At 46.8% G+C, this 19,486-nt stretch carries 18 protein-coding genes and 1 tRNA gene; 14 read left to right on the forward strand and 5 right to left on the reverse strand.

Going from position 1 to position 19,486, the window contains the following annotated elements:
• The first annotated feature begins 39 nt into the window (after positions 1–39).
• Genes BUA83_RS03960 through BUA83_RS03980 form a run of 5 tightly spaced genes read left to right on the forward strand, consistent with a single transcriptional unit; the run spans position 40 to position 5,584 of the window.
• On the forward strand, positions 40–984 hold the full coding sequence (locus BUA83_RS03960; RefSeq protein WP_072934899.1) for an AEC family transporter: 945 nt from the start codon (positions 40–42) through the stop codon (positions 982–984).
• A gap of 31 nt (positions 985–1,015) precedes the next feature.
• The gene (locus BUA83_RS03965; protein WP_072934900.1) at positions 1,016–2,491 is read left to right on the forward strand and encodes a TolC family protein; all 1,476 of its coding nucleotides are present in this window, start codon (positions 1,016–1,018) and stop codon (positions 2,489–2,491) included.
• The gene (locus tag BUA83_RS03970; RefSeq protein WP_072934901.1) at positions 2,491–3,627 is read left to right on the forward strand and encodes an efflux RND transporter periplasmic adaptor subunit; all 1,137 of its coding nucleotides are present in this window, start codon (positions 2,491–2,493) and stop codon (positions 3,625–3,627) included. The genes BUA83_RS03965 and BUA83_RS03970 overlap by 1 nt, the downstream gene beginning before the upstream one ends.
• A 13-nt stretch (positions 3,628–3,640) precedes the next feature.
• Positions 3,641–4,348 carry an ABC transporter ATP-binding protein gene (locus BUA83_RS03975; RefSeq protein WP_072934902.1) on the forward strand — a complete coding sequence of 236 codons (708 nt, stop codon included), beginning with the start codon at positions 3,641–3,643 and terminating at the stop codon, positions 4,346–4,348.
• A gap of 21 nt (positions 4,349–4,369) precedes the next feature.
• The gene (locus tag BUA83_RS03980) at positions 4,370–5,584 is read left to right on the forward strand and encodes an ABC transporter permease (protein WP_072935076.1); all 1,215 of its coding nucleotides are present in this window, start codon (positions 4,370–4,372) and stop codon (positions 5,582–5,584) included.
• Positions 5,585–5,640: 56 nt separating this feature from the next.
• Here BUA83_RS03980 and BUA83_RS03985 read toward each other — a convergent pair whose 3' ends face one another.
• Positions 5,641–6,216 carry a xanthine phosphoribosyltransferase gene (locus BUA83_RS03985; protein ID WP_072934903.1) on the reverse strand — a complete coding sequence of 192 codons (576 nt, stop codon included), beginning with the start codon at positions 6,214–6,216 and terminating at the stop codon, positions 5,641–5,643.
• A 155-nt stretch (positions 6,217–6,371) separates the two neighbouring features.
• Here BUA83_RS03985 and BUA83_RS03990 point away from each other — a divergent pair, with 155 nt between their 5' ends.
• The 6 genes from BUA83_RS03990 (at position 6,372) to BUA83_RS04015 (ending at position 11,340) form a co-directional block, all read left to right on the forward strand.
• Positions 6,372–7,688: a nucleobase:cation symporter-2 family protein gene (locus BUA83_RS03990; RefSeq protein WP_072934904.1), complete on the forward strand. Its 1,317-nt coding sequence runs from the start codon at positions 6,372–6,374 to the stop codon at positions 7,686–7,688.
• Positions 7,689–7,832: 144 nt separating this feature from the next.
• The gene (locus BUA83_RS03995) at positions 7,833–8,603 is read left to right on the forward strand and encodes a TSUP family transporter (protein WP_407695181.1); all 771 of its coding nucleotides are present in this window, start codon (positions 7,833–7,835) and stop codon (positions 8,601–8,603) included.
• A gap of 11 nt (positions 8,604–8,614) precedes the next feature.
• Positions 8,615–9,472 carry a dihydropteroate synthase gene (gene folP / locus BUA83_RS04000; protein ID WP_072934905.1) on the forward strand — a complete coding sequence of 286 codons (858 nt, stop codon included), beginning with the start codon at positions 8,615–8,617 and terminating at the stop codon, positions 9,470–9,472.
• A gap of 15 nt (positions 9,473–9,487) precedes the next feature.
• Positions 9,488–9,856, forward strand: a complete 369-nt coding sequence (gene folB / locus BUA83_RS04005; RefSeq protein WP_072934906.1) for a dihydroneopterin aldolase — start codon at positions 9,488–9,490, stop codon at positions 9,854–9,856.
• Positions 9,853–10,368, forward strand: a complete 516-nt coding sequence (folK, locus tag BUA83_RS04010) for a 2-amino-4-hydroxy-6-hydroxymethyldihydropteridine diphosphokinase (protein ID WP_072934907.1) — start codon at positions 9,853–9,855, stop codon at positions 10,366–10,368. The genes folB and folK overlap by 4 nt, the downstream gene beginning before the upstream one ends.
• 90 nt (positions 10,369–10,458) lie before the next feature.
• The gene (locus BUA83_RS04015) at positions 10,459–11,340 is read left to right on the forward strand and encodes a MerR family transcriptional regulator (protein WP_094756452.1); all 882 of its coding nucleotides are present in this window, start codon (positions 10,459–10,461) and stop codon (positions 11,338–11,340) included.
• A gap of 46 nt (positions 11,341–11,386) precedes the next feature.
• On the opposite strand, the gene BUA83_RS04020 is transcribed toward BUA83_RS04015, so the two are convergent.
• The 4 genes from BUA83_RS04020 to lgt all read right to left on the reverse strand — a co-directional run bounded on the left by BUA83_RS04020 (position 11,387) and on the right by lgt (position 14,263).
• Entirely contained in the window at positions 11,387–12,625 is a 1,239-nt protein-coding gene (locus BUA83_RS04020; RefSeq protein WP_072934909.1) for an ATP-binding protein, read from the reverse strand.
• A 120-nt stretch (positions 12,626–12,745) separates the two neighbouring features.
• Positions 12,746–12,822, reverse strand: a tRNA-Pro gene (locus tag BUA83_RS04025).
• Positions 12,823–12,882: 60 nt separating this feature from the next.
• A complete protein-coding gene (locus BUA83_RS04030) occupies positions 12,883–13,341 on the reverse strand; it encodes an S-adenosylmethionine decarboxylase family protein (protein ID WP_072934910.1) in 459 nt (152 codons plus the stop codon).
• A gap of 115 nt (positions 13,342–13,456) precedes the next feature.
• Positions 13,457–14,263, reverse strand: a complete 807-nt coding sequence (gene lgt, locus BUA83_RS04035) for a prolipoprotein diacylglyceryl transferase (RefSeq protein WP_072934911.1) — start codon at positions 14,261–14,263, stop codon at positions 13,457–13,459.
• A gap of 128 nt (positions 14,264–14,391) precedes the next feature.
• Between lgt and BUA83_RS12595 the strand changes: the two genes are divergently transcribed.
• From BUA83_RS12595 to BUA83_RS04045, 3 genes are all read left to right on the forward strand, one after another.
• Positions 14,392–14,544 (forward strand): hypothetical protein, encoded by a 153-nt coding sequence (locus tag BUA83_RS12595; RefSeq protein ID WP_159430464.1) that lies wholly within the window; start codon positions 14,392–14,394, stop codon positions 14,542–14,544.
• A gap of 146 nt (positions 14,545–14,690) precedes the next feature.
• Entirely contained in the window at positions 14,691–17,810 is a 3,120-nt protein-coding gene (ileS, locus tag BUA83_RS04040) for an isoleucine--tRNA ligase (RefSeq protein WP_200795981.1), read from the forward strand.
• A 203-nt stretch (positions 17,811–18,013) separates the two neighbouring features.
• Positions 18,014–19,321, forward strand: a complete 1,308-nt coding sequence (locus tag BUA83_RS04045) for a flagellin N-terminal helical domain-containing protein (RefSeq protein WP_072934913.1) — start codon at positions 18,014–18,016, stop codon at positions 19,319–19,321.
• Positions 19,322–19,486 lie beyond the last annotated feature (165 nt).

Below are 19,486 nucleotides of genomic sequence, written 5' to 3' on the forward strand. Positions count from 1 at the left end.
TGGTTTGATATATTTGACATAAAACCGAGGGAATGTTTCGTGGATATTAAAATGAAACTTCTCGTGTTTGCGGTTGATTTGATTTGCCCTTTGATATTGGGGTATGCGTGCAGGTATCAAAAGAAGCTTGGGGATAATTTTTTTAATAAAATGATATTGAATAATATCCTCGTCGTTTGTCCTGTTGTCTCATTCCTGAGTTTTTGGGTTATGCCGATTACACGGGAATTTCTGTGGCTGCCTGTTATGAGTATAGCGCTTGGTTTTGTACCGGGAGCTATGGCATACTGGCTTGCAGGCCGCAAATATAAAGATTATCGGGAGCAGGGCGCATACGTTATGGCGGCAAGCCTTGGAAATCTCGGAACGATTGGCGGAATATGCGTGTTCCTGATATACGGGGAACGCGGCTACGCCTATCAGCAGATTGCGACACTTTTCCAGTATGTGCTGATGTTTATGTTCTGCTATCCGCTTGCCAGGAGATATGAGACAAAGGCAGAAGGGAAAAGCGGCCAGAAGGTATCGGTTATTTCTATGCTGTTTTCTAAAAAGCAGCTGGCTGTAGTCGGTATACTCCTCGGCGGAGTACTTCAATGTGCAGGTGTTCCGAGGCCTGAGGTATTCAGCGGCGTAACACAGATTTTTATTCATTTTGGAGCATGGACAGGACTTATTCCTGTCGGATACTCAATTGAAATTTCAAAAATAAAAAAATATTGGACATCACTTTTTGATTTGTCCTTTATAAAATTTGCTGCGGCTCCTGCCGTAATTTACGGATTTTCGCATCTTGTGATAAAAAGTCCGGACATGCTGGGCTCGCTGCTTATATTATCTGCCACTCCGACGGCTGTAAATGCTGTCGTGACGGCAAGACTCTACAAGCTTTCACTTGATTTGTCGGTTGCGGCTTTTATCGTGACTACAATTATATTTTTAACAATGGTTTATCCGTTTTTGTTTTTTGTTTTGGCAGGGTGATTCCCTGACACTCATGAGAGGAATGAGACCTATGAAGAAAACAGGACGTTTTAGAAAGGCGGCGGCTCTTGCGGCGGTTATGCTGCTTTGCGGAGCAGCAACGGCCAGTGCTGCGGATTTGACGATTCAGGAAGCAGTGGATATGGCACTGGAGCAGAATATTTCGCTCAAAATCAAGGAAAAGGGAGAAGACACGGCAAAGGCAAATTTGAAATCCGCAAGAGGAACTAACAGCTTCTCGGTTTCAGCCGGTGCAAGTCTTACAGATACAAAGACAAATGATGTTGAAACGATTAGAAACGGTTCGACATCTTTAAGTGTTTCCTTACCGCTTTATTCCGGCGGGAAAAATCAGGCCAACATCAAAAGTGCCGAAATAGGTATGGATGTGGCCCGGCTGCAGACATTGCGCGAGCGCGAGGATCTTCGGCTCAAGGTTATAAAAGCATATTATGATGTGCTGGAATCAAAGCGTGTGGTGGAGATTGATCAGGAATCAGTTGACCGCTACAAAGCACATCTTACTAATATGGAGCAGCTTTATTCTGCAGGAAGCAAGGCGCGTCTTGATGTTCTCCGTTCTTCGGTTGAGCTGACGAATGCACGGCAGACACTTATAAAAGCAAAGAACACATACGAGGTAAATGTGGTTACGCTGAAAAATCTTCTCCGCATGGACCAGAGCGAGCCTTTGAATTTGACTGAGGATTTCAGATTCACGCCGTTTTTTCCGAAAATGGATGCGTGTGTAAGCTATGCGTTTGCGAACAGAAAGGACCTGATTGTTGATACATACAAGCTGAAGCAGCAGGAGCTTGCGGTGACAGTGGCACAGGCAGGCTATCTCCCGACTCTTACGCTTAATGCCGGTGTCAGTGGGGACCATCGCTTTACGCAGGGACATGGCAACGATCATTCCCGTACTATCGGTCTCAGGGCCAGCTGGAATATATTTGACAGCGGTTTGACTGAGGCGGCTGTAGATAAAGCAAAGACGAATTATGAGATAGCTGAGCTTCAGGTGAAGAAGGACAAGGAGGATATTGACCTCAACGTCCGTCAGCAGTATTACAATATGCGTGAGGCACAGCGCCGTCTTATCGCCACGCAGTCTGCAGTAAAGGAAGCAGAAGAGGATTACTACATCACTAACGAAAAATACCGCGCAGGTCAGGGTATTATGCTGGATATTCTCGACGCGCAGGTGGCGCTCTCTACGGCACAGCTCAATTACATCAGTGCCGAGTATGATTATGCACGCTATAAGGCCGCAGTTGAAAACGCGGTCGGTCTTGATATAGGCCAGTCGCCTAATGTTATTGACCCGAATGCCGCGGCAGAGGCAAAGAAACGCTTCGGAGACAGACCGGTTCCGACTGATGCTCCTGTATCCCGGGATTATCTCCATGCGCGCTCGGTTGTAGATGATGACCGTGTTCCGGAAGAAATAGAGGCAGCTGCGGCTGCAGCCAAAGCGGCCAATATACACGAAAGGGAGGCGAGATAATGGAAATCAACGGGAAAGTGAAGGCAGGAATAGTCGCGCTTGTTATAGCGGCCGGCGCTTTTGGCGGTTGGCAGTATTATCAGTCATCTCAGAAAGCAGGCAAAGCGGCTCAGGTTCAGACGGTAGATGTAAAGCGGCATGATTTGAAGTCGACCGTATCAGCAACAGGAACACTGAGACCTGTTAATTCGGTAGAGGTCAGCTCCAAAATTACCGCACGAATAAAAACTGTGCTTGTCAAGGAAAATGACAAAGTAAAAGCAGGGCAGACAGTTGCTACCCTTGACGGCAAGGATTATGAAGCTAAGCGCGAGCAGGCACAGTATAAGGTCGTAAATGCGAAGGCGAAATATGACCGTATAGCACATCTTTATAATATTGGTGCAAGCACCCAGGAGGACTATGAGGATGCGGTGTATCAGTATGATACGGCGCTCAGTAATCTGGAGGTTACCGAGTCCGACCTTGCAGAAACGGTTATCACATCGCCTATGGACGGTGTTGTAGTTGGTGAGCCTCTGACCCCTGGTACAATGGCAGTTCAGGGTAATTCCAATCCAACTGTAATTATGCGTATAGCAGACCTTTCTACTAAGCAGATAAAGGCGAAAATTGATGAAACAGATATCGGTAGTGTGCGTATCGGGCAGACAGCAACATTCACGGTAGATGCTTATCCGAATAAGACATTTAACGCACGTGTATCACTGATTTCACAGACAGATGTGACCAGCAGCTGGGAAACCTCGTCCTCATCCTCAAGCTCATCGTCAGTCAGTGTAATTTATTATTATGTAACCCTTGACGTTGATGATCCTGATAACCTTCTTCTGCCCGGTATGACGGCACAGGTGGAGGTAATTACATCGGATAAACCGCAGACACTTGCAATTCCTATTTCCGCGCTCAAGACAAATACCGGCGGAAGCTATGTGCTCGTGATGCAGCCGGATGGCTCAACGAAAGAGCAGTATATCGAAACAGGTGTCTACAGCGACGAGTATGTGGAAGTGCTTTCCGGACTTAACGAAGGCGATGTTATCGTTAACAGCTACAAGGCGAAAAAGAGCAGCAGCTCCGGAAATTCAAGCGGAAACCGCAGCAGCGCCCGTCGCGGCGGGCCACCACCATTCTAAGGAGGTGAGCGCGATGGAAAAACCTATGATTGAGCTCGCCGGCATAAAGAAAATATACTATGTAGGAGGGCAGGAGGTAGCGGCTCTTGCAGGTATTGACCTCAACATAAAGCAGGGTGAATTCGCTGCGCTCATGGGGCCGTCAGGTTCAGGTAAGTCAACTCTTATGAATATCTTAGGGTGTCTCGACAGACCTACATGCGGTTCATACAAGCTTGATGGGCAGGAGGTTGCGAATCTGACGGATGACGAGCTTGCCGTAGTGCGAAACAAGCGGATAGGCTTTGTCTTTCAGAACTTTAACCTGCTGTCGCGCATATCAGCAGCAGATAATGTGGCACTGCCTTTGATATACGCGGGGGTAGGCAAGAATGAGCGGAAGGAACGGGCAAGAAAGGTTCTTGATGCTGTAGGCCTTGGCGACCGTGCAGACCATCAGCCAAATGAGCTTTCAGGCGGTCAGCGTCAGCGCGTAGCGATAGCCAGGGCACTTGTGAATGACCCGCATATCATTATGGCAGATGAGCCGACAGGAAACCTTGACACGAAATCGACCAAGGAAATAATGGAGATTTTCGAGGGGCTTCATAGAGAAGGCCGTACTATTATACTTGTCACGCATGAACCGGAAATCGCGGCATGTGCCAGCCGACAGCTGCTGGTGCGTGACGGACTGATTACACAGGATGCAGGCAAGGGCGTTAAAATGGATGTCGTATAAAGGAGGAGTGGCCGCATGGGAATGTTTATGGAAAGCGTTGAAATCGCGCTTCATGCCCTGTTTGCTAATAAGCTGCGTTCCATCCTCACAATGCTGGGTATAATTATCGGTGTAGGAGCCGTAATAGCCATGATTGCAGTCGGCATGGGCGTCAGTCAGAAGGTAACAAGCTCGATTGCAAGCCTCGGCAGCAATATGCTTATTGTACGTCCGGGCGCGGCAACGACAGGCGGTGTAAGAGGCTCGGCAGGCTCGCGAAAAACACTGAAATATGAGGATGCGCAGGCAATCAAAAAGAAAATAAAGGACGCACAGTATGTTTCACCGGTGGTAAGCAGCTCCTTTCAGATTGTCAACGGTAATCAGAACTGGAATACACAGGTGCAGGGTGTAACGCCCGAATACCTGCAGATTCGAGACCTCAGTGTATCAAACGGTTCATTCATTACAGAAAATGACCTGGCTACAAGAAATCGTGTTGCTGTCATAGGAACGACGGTTTCCGAGAACCTTTTCGGAGAAGAAAATCCTGTCGGACATGTTATCCGGGTAAAGAATCAGCCGTATCGCGTTATAGGCGTGCTTGAGAGCAAGGGCCAGTCCTCTACAGGACAGGACCAGGATGATACGGTCATCGTACCGCTGACGACAGCTATGGATCGTCTTTTGGGTATTACCTACGTAAATATGATAAACGTGCAGGTGGTAAGTCAGGAAAAGATGGATGAGGTGCAGTCGAACATCGAGACACTTCTGAGACAGCGTCATCATCTGGTGGGTGACAAGGAAAACGACTTTCAGGTGCAGAACCTTACGAGCCTTATGGCGACACTCAACGAGACAACTACTATGCTGACACTTTTCCTTGGAAGCATAGCGGCAATCTCGCTTATCGTCGGAGGAATCGGTATCATGAATATCATGATGGTTTCGGTTACTGAGCGTACACGTGAAATCGGAATAAGAAAAGCACTTGGAGCTACCTTCAAGAACATAATGACGCAGTTCCTGATAGAATCTGTTGTAATTGGTGTAATAGGCGGACTTATAGGAGTTGCCTTTGGTATCGGTGTGGCACTGGCTATATCGAAATTCGGAGGATTCCAGACGGTTATTACGATAGGACCTATTCTTATGTCCTTCAGCTTTTCGGTGGGAATCGGACTTTTCTTCGGGATATATCCTGCAAGAAAAGCAGCACTTCTTGACCCGATTGAAGCACTTCGTTATGAATAAGAAAAAAGGGCACGCAGCCGTTGATGGCCGTGTGCCCTTGCTTTTTGTGCAATAAATTATTTCTTCGTGAACGTAACCTTTCCGTCCTCAAGTGACGCAATGCTTGCGAGGGCTTCGAGGTGATAGCCTGCTTCGATGAGGCGGCTGTGTCCCTTCTGAAATGCCTTTTCGATGGCGATTCCTATTCCTGCGACTGTGGAGCCTGCTTTTTCTACAATGCGTGCCATGCCGAGGGCAGCTTCACCGTTGGCGAGAAAATCATCAATTATGAGAACCTTTTCCCCTGCGGGCAGGAATTTTTTCAGCACAGTAATATGTGCGGTCTCCTGTTTAGTAAAGGAATAAACATCCTCAACATACGCAGGCTCTGACATGAGTACAGACGCTTTTTTTCGTGCGAAAACAAACGGGACATTCAGCACGAGTGCTGTCGTGAGGGCCATGGAGATACCTGAAGCTTCAATCGTAAGGATGCGCTGGATGCCTTTATCTGCAAAAAGCCGTGCAAATTCTTTGCCCATTTCCATCATGAGCTTCGCATCTACCTGATGGTTCAGAAAGGAATCCACCTTAAGGACACCGCCCGGCAGGACAAGTCCTTCTTCCTTGATACGATTTTCCAATAACTCCATGATATGACCTCCTGAGTAAAAAGTGTATTAAAATAAGTATACGATTCTCTAAATAAAATGCAATAGTAATTATGAAAAGACAAAAATTTTTTGCGTTCGAAAAAAATTGGCTGTATACTAATTTTATTCACATATTTTGACGGGAGGAAATTTTCATGCAGTCATCAAAAGTCCATCCGGTTGATAAAAAGCTTCCGTTTTGGCAGCTGCTCATCTACGGATTCCAGCATGTGCTGGCTATGTATTCCGGAGCAGTAGCAGTTCCGCTGGTGCTTGCCGGCGCAATTCATCTTGATGTAGAACATCTGATTTACCTCATCAATGCAGACCTTTTTACCTGCGGTATCGCAACCCTGGTACAGACACTGAGTATGGGACCGTACATCGGGTCGAAGCTGCCGATTGTGCAAGGATGCACCTTCACTGCTGTCACTCCGATGATTTTAATTGCAAACTCTGCAGGCGGAGGGGCCGAGGGCTTGCGTGTAGTGTACGGCTCTGTAATCGTGGCAGGACTTATATGCTTTATAACAGCAAATTATTTCAGCAAGCTCCTTCGTTTTTTTCCACCTGTGGTTACAGGAGCCGTTATCACGATAATCGGTCTTACTCTTATGCCGGTGGCAGTTGGCTGGATTGCAGGTGTGAATCCTGCTGCTCCTGATTATGCTGCGCCGATGAACATTATGATTGCTCTTCTTGTGCTGGTGCTGATACTCTTTCTTTATCGTGTCAGCAGTGGATTTATCGGACACATTGCGGTCCTTCTGGGGCTTATTTTCGGTACCGTCGTCGCGGCTTTGCTCGGATATGTGGATTTTTCGGCAGTCGGTCAGGCGGCTTCGCTGGGAATTACAACACCATTCGCTTTCGGAATGCCTGTATTTGAGCCGGTATCCTGTATAGCAATGACTCTCGTCATGCTTGTTACTATGGCTGAAACAACAGGTGATGTAATTGCTGTCGGAAAAATAGTAAACAAGCCGACTGACGAGGAAATTCTCTGCAAGGCACTTCGTGCGGACGGATTCTCTACGGCTCTTGGCGGTATCCTTAATGCGTTTCCTTATACTGCTTTTGCGCAGAACATAGGTCTTGTAAGCATTACAGGCGTTCGAAGCCGCTATGTTGTAGCCATGGGCGGCGTGATACTCATGATACTCGGTCTTTTGCCGAAGCTCGCGGCAGTTGTTGCCTGCATACCGAACATGGTGCTGGGCGGCGCGGGCCTTGCAATGTTCGGAATGGTTGCGGCCAGCGGAATACAGGCATTGTCCAAGGTGAATTTTGTAGGCAACTGTAACATGATGGTCATTGCAGTCAGCGTTGCGGTGGCATTGATTCCTATAGGCGCTCCGACATTTTATTCCAAATTTCCCACAGGAGTCCAGCTTATCTGCACCAGCGGCATTACGATAGGAAGTATAACGGCAATATTGCTTAATCTTATTTTGAACAAGGGTACTGATTAAAAACAAAACACAGCTGCTCCTTGAAGGGCGGCTGTGTTTCTTTGTATACAAACAGCGGAGTCTGAGCAATTTCATTGCATTTCACTATACTTTCGTCTAAAATCAGATATGTGCGCTTTAGAATACGAAACAGGAGAGATGAGTATGTTTGAAATGCCGGATCTCGCGACAGCTGTTTTTCTGGCTGTAATGGGATTTGTAGCCTCATTTATTGATTCGGTGGTTGGCGGAGGAGGGCTTATATCAACTCCTGCACTTTTGTGGACAGGCTTACCGCCTATTACAACCCTTGCAACCAATAAGGTGGCTGCGACTATGGGCTCGCTTACGAGCTTTGTGCAGTTTGTGCGTTCAGGGAAGATGGATACGGAGCTGATAAAGAAGCTGTTCCCGATATCCTTTATAGGCTCAGTGCTTGGCGTTTTTGCCGTGCGCATGGTGCCGGCGGATTTTTTGAAGCCCCTCGTTATCGTGATGCTCATAGGTGTCGCGCTGTACAGCATTTTCAAAAAGGATTGGGGTAAGGTATCGACATATCACGGCATGACAAACAGAATGTTCGTGCTGAGCTGCGTTACTGCTTTTGTGTTCGGCTTTTATGACGGTTTTTTTGGTCCCGGTACGGGTTCGTTTCTCCTTTTTGCTTTTCTTATGATAGGCTTTGATTTCATAGGAGCGGCGGCGAACGGCAGAGCACTGAACTTTGCAAGCAACATTGCGGCATTCATCACCTTTACAGCGCTGGGACTGGCAAATTATGGATATGCAATCCCTATGGGAATAGCCATGATTGCAGGAGCTGTCTGCGGTACAAAGATGGCACTGACGAAGGGCGCGGCCTATGTGCGCCCGCTGTTTATCGGAGTGACATCAATATTGATTGGAAAACAGCTTTGGGATTTGTTTTTCAAGTGAGGGAAAATATCATGCAAAACACTTACAGGAAATATGTATGGAAAGATGGGAAGACGCTCGAATACGGAAAACGGACACTTGTAATGGGGATTTTGAATGTTACTCCTGATTCCTTTTCTGACGGAGGACTTTGGAATTCACCGGAGAAGGCACTTAGGCATGCGCTTCAGATGGTGGAGGATGGAGCTGATATAATTGATGTAGGTGCTGAATCCTCAAGGCCAGGTTTTGTCACTATGCCTGCAGAGGAGGAAATGGAGCGCCTGCGGCCTTACCTTGAGCTTTTAATGAAAGAGCTTCCTGTTCCTGTTTCGGTAGATACATTTAAATCAAAGACCGCGGATATGGCCGCGGAGCTTGGTGTTCATATACTGAATGATATTTGGGGGCTGCAGTATGCAGAAGAGGAACGCGGAGCAATGGCGCACGTTGCTTCAAAGCATGAACTGCCTGTTATTGTAATGCACAATCAGAGTTCAAAGGAATACGATAAGGATGTTATTGCTTCAATGCAGGATTTTTTCCGGGAGTCGATAAAAATCGCACAGGAAGCCGGTATGGAAAAAGAAAATATAATTCTTGACCCCGGTATCGGATTCGGAAAAACTCCCGAGGCAAATCTTACCGTACAGAGAAGGCTTGAAGAGCTGATAAGTCTTGACGGAGCGCTTTATCCTATGCTTCTTGCTGCAAGCCGAAAAAGTTTTATCGGTGCTGCGCTGGGGCTTCCTGTTGAGGAACGCATGGAAGCAACGGGCGCGGCGTGTGTGCTGGGGATTGTCAAGGGTGCCGGTATGGTACGAGTGCATGATGTCAAACCCATTGCACGCATGTGCAGGATGACTGATGCAATTCTTGGGGCAGAATGAAAAGGAGGTACCAAAATGGACCGTATAAAAATAGAAGGAATGGAATTTCGCGGACGTCACGGCTGCAAAGCGGCTGAGCGTGAGCTTGGACAGCCTTTTATCGTCGATGTTTCCATGTATTTTGATGTTTCTCCGGCAGGAAAAAGTGACGATATTAACAAGACTGTTAACTATGCGAAGGTCTTTGAGGCTGTAGAAGCAATAGTAGAGGGTGAACCTGTAGCGCTTATAGAAGCACTTGCCGAGCATATTTCAGAAGCTCTTTTTGAGCGGTTTGCGTTGATTCAGAAGCTTCGCATCGTTGTCCACAAGCCATCGGCACCTATACCGGGAAAATTCGCGGACGTGAGTGTTTCCATAACGCGTGAACGGGGGAAAAAATGAACAATCGGGGAGAACTGATAGTTCCTGTCGACCGTGCAACGGTAGCATATCTTGGCCTGGGAGCGAATCTGGGAGATAGGGAAAGCACCCTTTGGAAAGCCATAGAAATGATAGGCGGAGAGAAAGGAATAAGTATTTCAGCTGTGTCACCGATATACGAGACCGAACCGTGGGGGAATGAGAATCAGCCGAAATTTTTGAATCTCGTCGTGCAGATTGAAACCATGCTTGAACCTGATGAACTTCTTGACAGATGCCTGAATATAGAAAATGCTCTTGGACGTGTGCGCCGCGAGCATTGGGGTGCACGAACGATTGATATTGATATTCTTTCCATGGTTGGAATTGAATCCGACGGAGAAAAGCTTGTTTTACCACATCCATACCTTACTGAACGGGCCTTTATTCTCATGCCTCTTTTTGATGTTGCACCTGATCTCATGATAAGGCGCAGGCCTGTTTGGCAGTGGCTGAAAGAGGTTGAGGGAAAAGAGGGTGTAATAAGAATTTAATATTTTGTTTTCTGGGTATCTTGACTATATACTTAGTATATGGTTTACTCTTAAAACCTATAGAGCTATCCCTTATACAATGGGAAGTATATGTCAGATAGGTGTGATTATATGCCGCATAATCAAAATTTCTATACGGCGGGTGAGCTTGCAAAGATGTTTAATCTTTCCAAGCAGACCTTGCTTTATTATGACCGCATTGGCCTTTTGCAGCCCGAATTCGTATCAGAAAACGGATACAGAAATTATTCGCTTCATCAGTATCTGACTCTTGAGGTCATTACGAATCTTAGAAAGCTTGATATATCAATATCTACTATACAGAAATACCTGGCAAACCGCAGCCCGGAAATGATGCGTAAGCTGCTTGAAAAGAAGGATAAAAAGTGCCAGGAGACAATTGAACAGAATGAGAATATCCGAAAGGATATCCGTGTAATGTTCAAGCAGCTGGATGCACTGGAAGAGACATGTCTTAATCAGATTACGCTGACATATCGCCATTCAAAAAATCTTTACATCAGCAAGATAAATTCAAAGTCCGGACATATGGGGACAATCTACATATTGGCAAGCCATAACATGAAGGTGTTTTCCGAGCATCACTTCAAGGAGCGGAGTGTGGGCTGGATTGTGGACGGAGAATCCTTCCTTAATGGAACGAGTGCCGGTGCAAAGGCGTACTTTTCGACAGTCTCCATGAATTACTATGATGAAAAGGAAAATTACTTTGAAACGGCAGCAGGCTTTTATGTATCCTTGCGTTTCAAGGGTACATTCCATAAGAATAAAAGGAAGCTGTCAAAAAAGATTTCCTTGTTCCTTAAAAGGAATAATCTGAGACCAATCAGTGACCTCTATGTTCAGCCGCTTTTGAATTATTGGATGTGTACATCACAGGATGAATATATAAATCAGATATCGATTCAGGTTGAGCAGATGGAAGAACCTGCTGAAGAAAACGATAAATAAAAAATCCGTGCAGAGCAAGAAAATCTCTGCACGGATTATTTTTTTCTTACTTCTTGTGCTGCCCAAGATAATAATTAACGAACTGCTGTGCAACACGTCCGCTGCGTCCTGAGTGCTCCAGCTCCCAGCGGTGACCTGCCTGCTTCAGCTCCTCCGGTGTGAGGATGATACCCTTTTCGCGGAGAGCATGGTCGATAATTGCCAGATATTCATTCTGATCAGGCAGACGGTACATGATAATCAGCCCGAAGCGGTCGGAGAGGGAGATGGTCTCGTTCATGTTGTCGGATTTGTAAATTTCATCCTGACCTGACTCACGGTCGTGCCAGCTCTCTTTTATGAGGTGGCGGCGGTTGGAGGTGGCATAGATTAAAACATTTTCAGGACAGGACTCGACGCCGCCTTCGATAGCTGACTTGAGATATTTGTACTCAGGATCGTTGCTTTCAAAGGAAAGGTCATCGAGATAGATGATAAAGCGCTTGGAAGCAATTCGGCGAAGTGTCTGTAAAAGACGTGGAAGCTCACCAAGCTGGGATTTCTGCAGCTGGATGAGCCGCAGTCCCTGCATGAAGTATTCATTTGCCAGAGCCTTTACCGACGAGGATTTGCCTGTGCCGCGTGCGCCGACAAGCAGCACATTGTTTGCCGGCCGCCCCGAAAGAAATGCCAGAGTGTTTGCTATCAGGTCATGCTTCTGGGAAGCATATCCGATAAGATTTTCCATGCGGACAGGCTCGAAATGCTCTATGCCGACGAGGCCAAGCTCCTTGTCCCAGCGGAAAGCCCGGAACTGAGCAATTTTTCCGTTTCCGAAGCTGTGATAATACTCAATCAGCTTTTCTGCGAGAGATTCAGGTGTCCAGTCAACCGACAGCGCAGATGCAACAAAAGCACCGCCTTCTGTCATTTTTGCTTCTGTCGGAGTGTAGTCGTCAAGTATCGTGGTATTGAACCATTTGCTTGGAAGATTGCGCAGAAGAGGCTCCAGTACCTCAATATCATGAATGAATGCAAGCTTCAAATTTTTTCCGAGAGTACCGTTGGTTTTCTCGATGGTTTCCGCAGCGATATTTTCATCGTGCATCAGGCGGAAAAGAATATATGACTGCAGAATATTGCCGGAGAGTCCGTGTGTCTCGGCTTCACGAAGCAAAAGAGAGAGGCACTCATACTGCATGGCATCGTCGGAAGGCTCTTCAAGCCACTGAGCCAGACTTTTTATGGCTGTATCATTTAAAACAGGACGGCATACAAGCAATTGATACAAATGAGGGGCATTCACGGTATATTCCTTCTTTCTGAACGAGTAAAAAACTGTTTATTACATTTTACTAGAAATCAGATAAAAGTAAACAAAAATAAAAAACCGCTCACCAAGAGGTAAGCGGTTTTGCTTTCAAAATGGTCGGGATGACAGGGTTCGAACCTGCGGCCTCATCGTCCCGAACGATGCGCGCTACCAAACTGCGCCACATCCCGACAACATCAACTATTATAGACGTGCTCGGCTAAAATGTCAATACTAATTTTCGTATTTTTTTATCTGTGACGATGAGCAAGAAGGCGGATGACCTTAGCTCCCGTGTTGTGAATACGGCGGAGCGGAGCGACACGCGTCTTTACCTTTGGTTTAAGGTCAGTAGTGGACGTGAAGTCACCGCGTCTCAGGTAGGTTGTGCGGAATTTCTCAGGATGGAAAAGGCTGCGGACATTCTGCAGAAGCTTTTCAGGTGCTGCACCTTCGACGCAGAGGAAAAGGTCAGCTGCAACATAAGAAATGTTTGAATACATGTGCAGAGAAAAATGTCCCTCGTGAAGGATAATCAAAATAGCTGTGTGAGTTTCATCAAGAGCCTGAATTTTTGCGGAAAGAATATGAAATCCCGCATGCTCCAAAAGAGCGGGAAGGGACGTGCGGAGAGTGACACCGTCCTCCAAAGTCTCAGGCTTGCATCCGTACATATCAACTGCCAAATGTCGTGCTACAATTTTATCCATAAACGTCTCCTTACTATGAATGAGTTCATTAAATCATATTATTCTATTATAATGGTTGAAACAAAGGTTTGTAAAGAGAAACTTTGATTTCAGTTTACTATCGGGTTGACAATGTCTATTTCGATTTTCTTTCTACAGCCTTGACTGCTGATGAGCTGCGTCGTTTCCATTCAAGATACAGCCATATAAGCGTTGACACGCTGAAGGCTACGACACTGGTCATCTGTGCGGATTTGAAAATCCCCATAACAAGCTGCGTGTAGTCGCCGCGGAAATATTCCAAAAAGAAGCGTGCGGCAGAATACAGCATGACATACATGGTGAAAACCTGCCCCTTGCCGTGGCTGGCAGTGCGGTAGATTAAAAGAAGCGCGAATATAACCATATCAAGCTGTCCTTCCCACACCTCGGCAGGCCAAAGCGGTTGAGCGCCATAGGTGTGAAAGGCGAGAGTGGTTTCAGGATATATGATTCCGAAATTTGAGCCGGTGGGGGCACCGAAAGCATCACCGTTTAGAAGATTGGCACACCTTCCAAGAGCTTGACCGAGTATGATGGCAGGGCATATTATGTCGGCAAACTCCCATGTGTCGATGTTGTGCCGTTTGGTATAGATGATACCGACGACTGCACCGAGGACGATACCGCCTTGTATCGCCATTCCGCCTTGCCATACGTTCAGAATCTCCGTTATATGGTCTCTGTAATACGCCCAGTCAAAAAAGAAAACATCCCAAAGGCGCGAGCCGAGGATGCCGGCAAGTCCGCAGTATATACCCATGTCGGATATATGCTCGTGCCATCGTCCGTCCTGCTTTGCAAGGAAATAAGCAACTCCTGTCGCAAGTATGATGGAAAGACTCAAAACAAGTCCGTAGGCGCGTATCGGAAAATCACCTATATAAAAAAGATATTGATGCAACGTAAATTCCTCCCGGGAAAATTTTTCTACGTGTAATATTATACGCAGGATGTTACGTATTGTTCAAATTTTTCGTGACATAAACGAGAAAAATTTTAACAAAAACAAGGCAGGTTTACAAATTTATAGTGACAGAAGTCTTTGTGTGTGATACAATATACCGCGTACATAAAAATGCGATGAACGGGACAGTAGATACAGTCGAAAGTCAAGCGAGCCGGCGTTGGTGGGAGGCCGGTACAGGAAGCCGTATCGAACATCACCCGGGAGCAGCCGGCTGAAAGGAATCGAGTAAGCTGTGCCGGGTTTTCCCGTTACAGGAGCTGCGTATGTTGGTACGCTTGAAATAGGTGGTTTATAAATGACAGCAAAACGCTCTCATCCTGTTTTGGATGCGGGCGTTTTTTGATTTGGAGGGAAACGTATGCTGTACGAAAAAGTTGACACCAATCTGAATTTCGTTGAGCGTGAAAAAAACGTTCTCGATTTCTGGAAAAAACAGGACATTGCACAGAAGGCAATCGACCAGCGCGAGGGCTGCGACACATTTACCTTCTATGACGGCCCGCCGACGGCAAACGGCAAACCGCATATTGGACACGTTCTTACACGTGTTATAAAGGATATGCTGCCGCGCTATCAGTCCATGAAGGGCAAGAAGGTTCTCCGTAAGGCAGGCTGGGATACACACGGTCTTCCTGTTGAGCTTGAGGTCGAAAAGGCTCTCGGCATCAACGGCAAGGAGCAGATTGAAAAATACGGCATTGAGCCGTTCATCAAAAAATGCCGTGAGTCCGTTTGGAAGTACAAGGGCATGTGGGAAGAATTTTCCGACGTTGTAGGCTTCTGGGCTGACATGGAGCATCCGTACATCACCTACGAAAATGACTTCATTGAATCCGAGTGGTGGGCGCTCAAGGAAATCTGGAACAAGGGACTCCTTTACAAAGGACATAAGGTTGTTCCGTACTGCCCACGCTGCGGTACGCCGCTTTCCTCTCACGAGGTTGCCCAGGGCTACAAGGACGTAAAAGAGCGTTCCGCAATGGTCAAATTCAAGGTCAAGGACGAAGACGCATACTTCCTTGCATGGACGACGACACCGTGGACGCTGCCGTCTAACCTTGCACTCTGCGTAAATGCAGATGTTGACTATGTAAAGCTCCGTGTTGACGGCACTGTTTACTACCTGGCGGAAGCGCTGGTCGATACAGTATTCGACGGAGTAGAGGGTGAGCGCGAGGTACTGGCACGCATGAAGGGTAAAGAACTGGAGTATCGCGAGTACGAGCCGCTTTATCCGTATGCTGTCGGCAAAATCAATAAAAAAGCATTCTTCGTAATGTGCGATGATTACGTCACAACAACCGACGGTACAGGTATCGTTCATACGGCACCGGCATTCGGTGAAGACGATGCCCGTGTCTGCAACAAGTACGATGTTGCTTTCGTACAGTTCGTAGACAGCCAGGGCAAAATGACTGAGGATACGGATTGGCCGGGAGTATTCGTAAAGGACGCAGACCCGCTCATCATTAAGGATCTCAAAATTTCCGGCAAGCTCTTCAAGGCACCTGTATTCGAGCACAGCTATCCGCACTGCTGGCGCTGTGATACACCGCTCATCTACTACGCACGTGAGTCCTGGTTTATCCGCATGACGGCTGTCCGCGACGAGCTTATTGCCAACAACAATACAGTAAACTGGATTCCTCCGACAATCGGAAAGGGCCGCTTCGGAGACTGGCTGGAACACGTACAGGACTGGGGTATCAGCCGCAACCGTTACTGGGGCACACCGCTGAACGTATGGGAATGCTCCTGCGGCCATCAGCACGCCATTGGCTCCATCGAAGAGCTTAAATCCCTGTCGGACAACTGCCCGGACGAAATCGAGCTGCATCGTCCGTACATTGATGCCGTAACCATCAAATGCGAAAAATGTGGCGGAGAAATGCACCGTGTACCTGAGGTTATCGACTGCTGGTTTGACTCCGGCTCCATGCCTTTCGCGCAGTGGCATTATCCGTTCGAGAACAAGGACATCTTCGAGCGCCGCTATCCTGCCGACTTCATCTCCGAGGCTGTTGACCAGACGCGCGGCTGGTTCTACTCGCTGATTGCAATTTCGACACTTCTTTTCCATCAGTCTCCGTACAAGAACGTCATCGTTCTCGGACACGTACAGGATAAGGACGGACGCAAAATGTCCAAATCCAAGGGCAATGCTGTTGACCCGATGGAAGCCCTTGGCAAGCATGGAGCAGACGCAATCCGCTGGTACTTCTATGAAAACAGCGCTCCGTGGCTGCCGAACCGTTTCCATGACGGCGCGGTGCAGGAAGGTCAGCGCAAATTCATGGGTACGCTTTGGAATACCTACGCGTTCTTTGTGCTCTATGCGAACATCGACAACTTCGATGCAACGAAATATACATTGGAATATGACAAGCTTGCTGTCATGGACAAGTGGATTCTCTCACGCCTTAACACCATGGTTAAGGAAGTAGACGGAGACCTTGCGTCCTATAAAGTTACAGAAGCTGCAAAGGCTCTGCAGGAGTTTGTTGATGAGCTCAGTAACTGGTATGTCCGCCGCAGTCGTGAGCGCTTCTGGGCGAAGGGCATGGAGCAGGATAAGATCAACGCGTACATGACTCTTTATACGGCGCTGGTTACAACGGTACAGGCTGCTGCTCCGATGGTTCCGTTCATTTCCGAGAGCATCTACAGAAACCTCGTATGCAGCATTGATAAAAATGCGCCGGAGAGCGTACATCTCTGCGATTATCCGACTGCAAACGAAGCATTCATCGATACAGAGCTTGAAGCGAATATGGACCTCGTACTGCAGATTGTTGTCCTCGGACGCGCTGCACGCAACGCATCCAACATCAAGAACCGTCAGCCTGTAGCAAACCTCTATGTCAAAGCAGACAAAGAGCTTTCTGAGTTCTTCAAGGAAATCGTCGAAAGCGAGCTCAATGCGAAGGCTGTTACCTTCAAGGATGATATGGAAGCATATCTTACCTACAGCTTCAAACCTCAGTTCAAGGTTCTCGGACCGAAGGTCGGCAAGCAGATTGGCGAAATCAAGGCTGCTCTTGCTTCTGTCAACGGACATACTGCGAAGGAAGAGCTGGATAAAACAGGCAAGCTTCATCTTTCCCTCAAGAGCGGAGAGGTTGACCTCCTTCCGGAGGATGTGGAAGTCACCATGGCGCAGACAGAAGGATTCGCATGCCAGCGCTACGGCGGCGTAACGGTCGCACTGGAAACTACGCTTACGGAAGAGCTTCTTGAAGAAGGCTTCGTCCGCGAGATTATCAGCAAGGTGCAGACAATGCGCAAAGAAAACGGCTTCGAAGTCACCGACCATATCACTGTATATATGGAAGGCAACGAAAAGCTTGAAAGCATCGTCAAAAAGAACGAAGACTTCCTCAGGAAAATCGCGCTTGCCGATACGGTCGTCTATGGTTCGACTGACGGATTCAAAAAGGAATGGAATATCAACGGCGAGAACGTAACTATCGCTGTGAAGTAAAAAAGAATATGCACGGCGTAGGCTGAATAAAAATGCTGCATGAGGAACCTCGTGCAGCATTTTTTTGCTATTCAATAAAAATTTTTTCAAAAACGCTTAAGAAAACAAAAATTTTTTTCGATAGATTCACTGAAAAGATGTTAAATATGCATTCAGAGGAATGAATGCATGTAATACAGCTAGTGATCAAGGAGGAAGCAATCATGGCTATGGTAATCAAGAACAACAAGGATTCACTCAATACGGTGAATACCCTCAATAAGAATAATAAAGCCAAAGCAAAGAGCATGGAGAAGCTGTCGTCCGGTATGCGTATCAACAGCGCTGCGGATGATGCATCGGGACTTTCCATTTCTGAGCGTATGCGCACACAGATTCGCTCCCTTGAACAGGATAACGCAAACACTCAGAACGGCAACAGCATGATGAAGGTTGCCGAGGGTGCTGTGGCAAGTACAGTTGATATCCTCAAAACATTAAAAGAAAAGCTCATTAACGCAGCGAACGATACAAATACAGATGCAGACCGTGCAACAATCCAGCGCGAGTTCGACCAGATGGTTGACCAGATTGATGATAATGCGAACGTTGAGTTCAATGGCAAGAAGCTGTTGGATGGTTCCCATAACAGTCAGGTCATTGAACCGGGAACGAAAACTTGCTTGACAAATACGAGCTTTAGCGAAGATACGAAGAAACTTACAAAGTTGACTGATCTGAAAGATTTTAATGGAACGAGTCTTGGAATTCATGATACTGATACGATTGTTGTATCGTATGTGAAACAAGGTGAAACAAAGGTATTGAGTTTTACAGCAAAGGGACTTCGCTTTGGTGATATTTTTGCGAAGGCTCCGGCTAAAGATGATGTTGTATTCGGTAGTGCTACATCTGCGATCGGATCGGATGCTTATGGTAATACTGTGTATACGGCTGATGATCGCAATGCTATTACATATAGAGCTAAGGATCCAGGTATAGAGGGTCAGATTTCTGGGCTTACGATTTGCGTAATGGATAATACCGGAAAGCTTAACAAAAATGCAAACGCGATTCTTGATAATTTTACGGAAACGATTCGTGCAGAGAATCCTTCGCCGGATAATTCTATCGTTCTTCAGATAGGCACAAAAGCGAATCAGGCAATTAAGATTGGCCTTTCTGATATGCGCAGCACGGCCCTCGGACTTACGGCTACAGATGGTTCGAAACTAAATATTTCAACACAGGCTAATGCAAATGCAGCAATCAATGTAGTTGAGACAGCACTGCAAAAGGTGCTCGACATGCAGACACAGATTGGTTCTGTAGAGATGCGTCTCGGATTTACGTCCTCTAATATCATCACTTCGAAGGAAAACACTCAATCCTCTGAATCTGTTATCCGTGACACGGATATGGCGGCAGAGATGGCGGAATATACTAGGAATAACGTCCTTGAACAGGCATCCCAGTCCATGCTGGCACAGGCAAATCAGAACAGCAGCGCAGTACTCAGTTTGCTCCAGTAAAATTTCAAATAAAAACCTCTCCTTCCTTTGGAGAGGTTTTTTTATACAAAAAGTCACTGGGAAATGTGTCGTGATTTTTTTCGTTTTATAAGTGTTTTATAGGAAGAAACTCCCTTGTTGACTTGAAATACCTGTAATATAATAACATTAGATAAGTATACCTAT

Source organism: Schwartzia succinivorans DSM 10502 (assembly GCF_900129225.1).
Classification (GTDB): domain Bacteria; phylum Bacillota; class Negativicutes; order Selenomonadales; family Selenomonadaceae; genus Schwartzia; species Schwartzia succinivorans.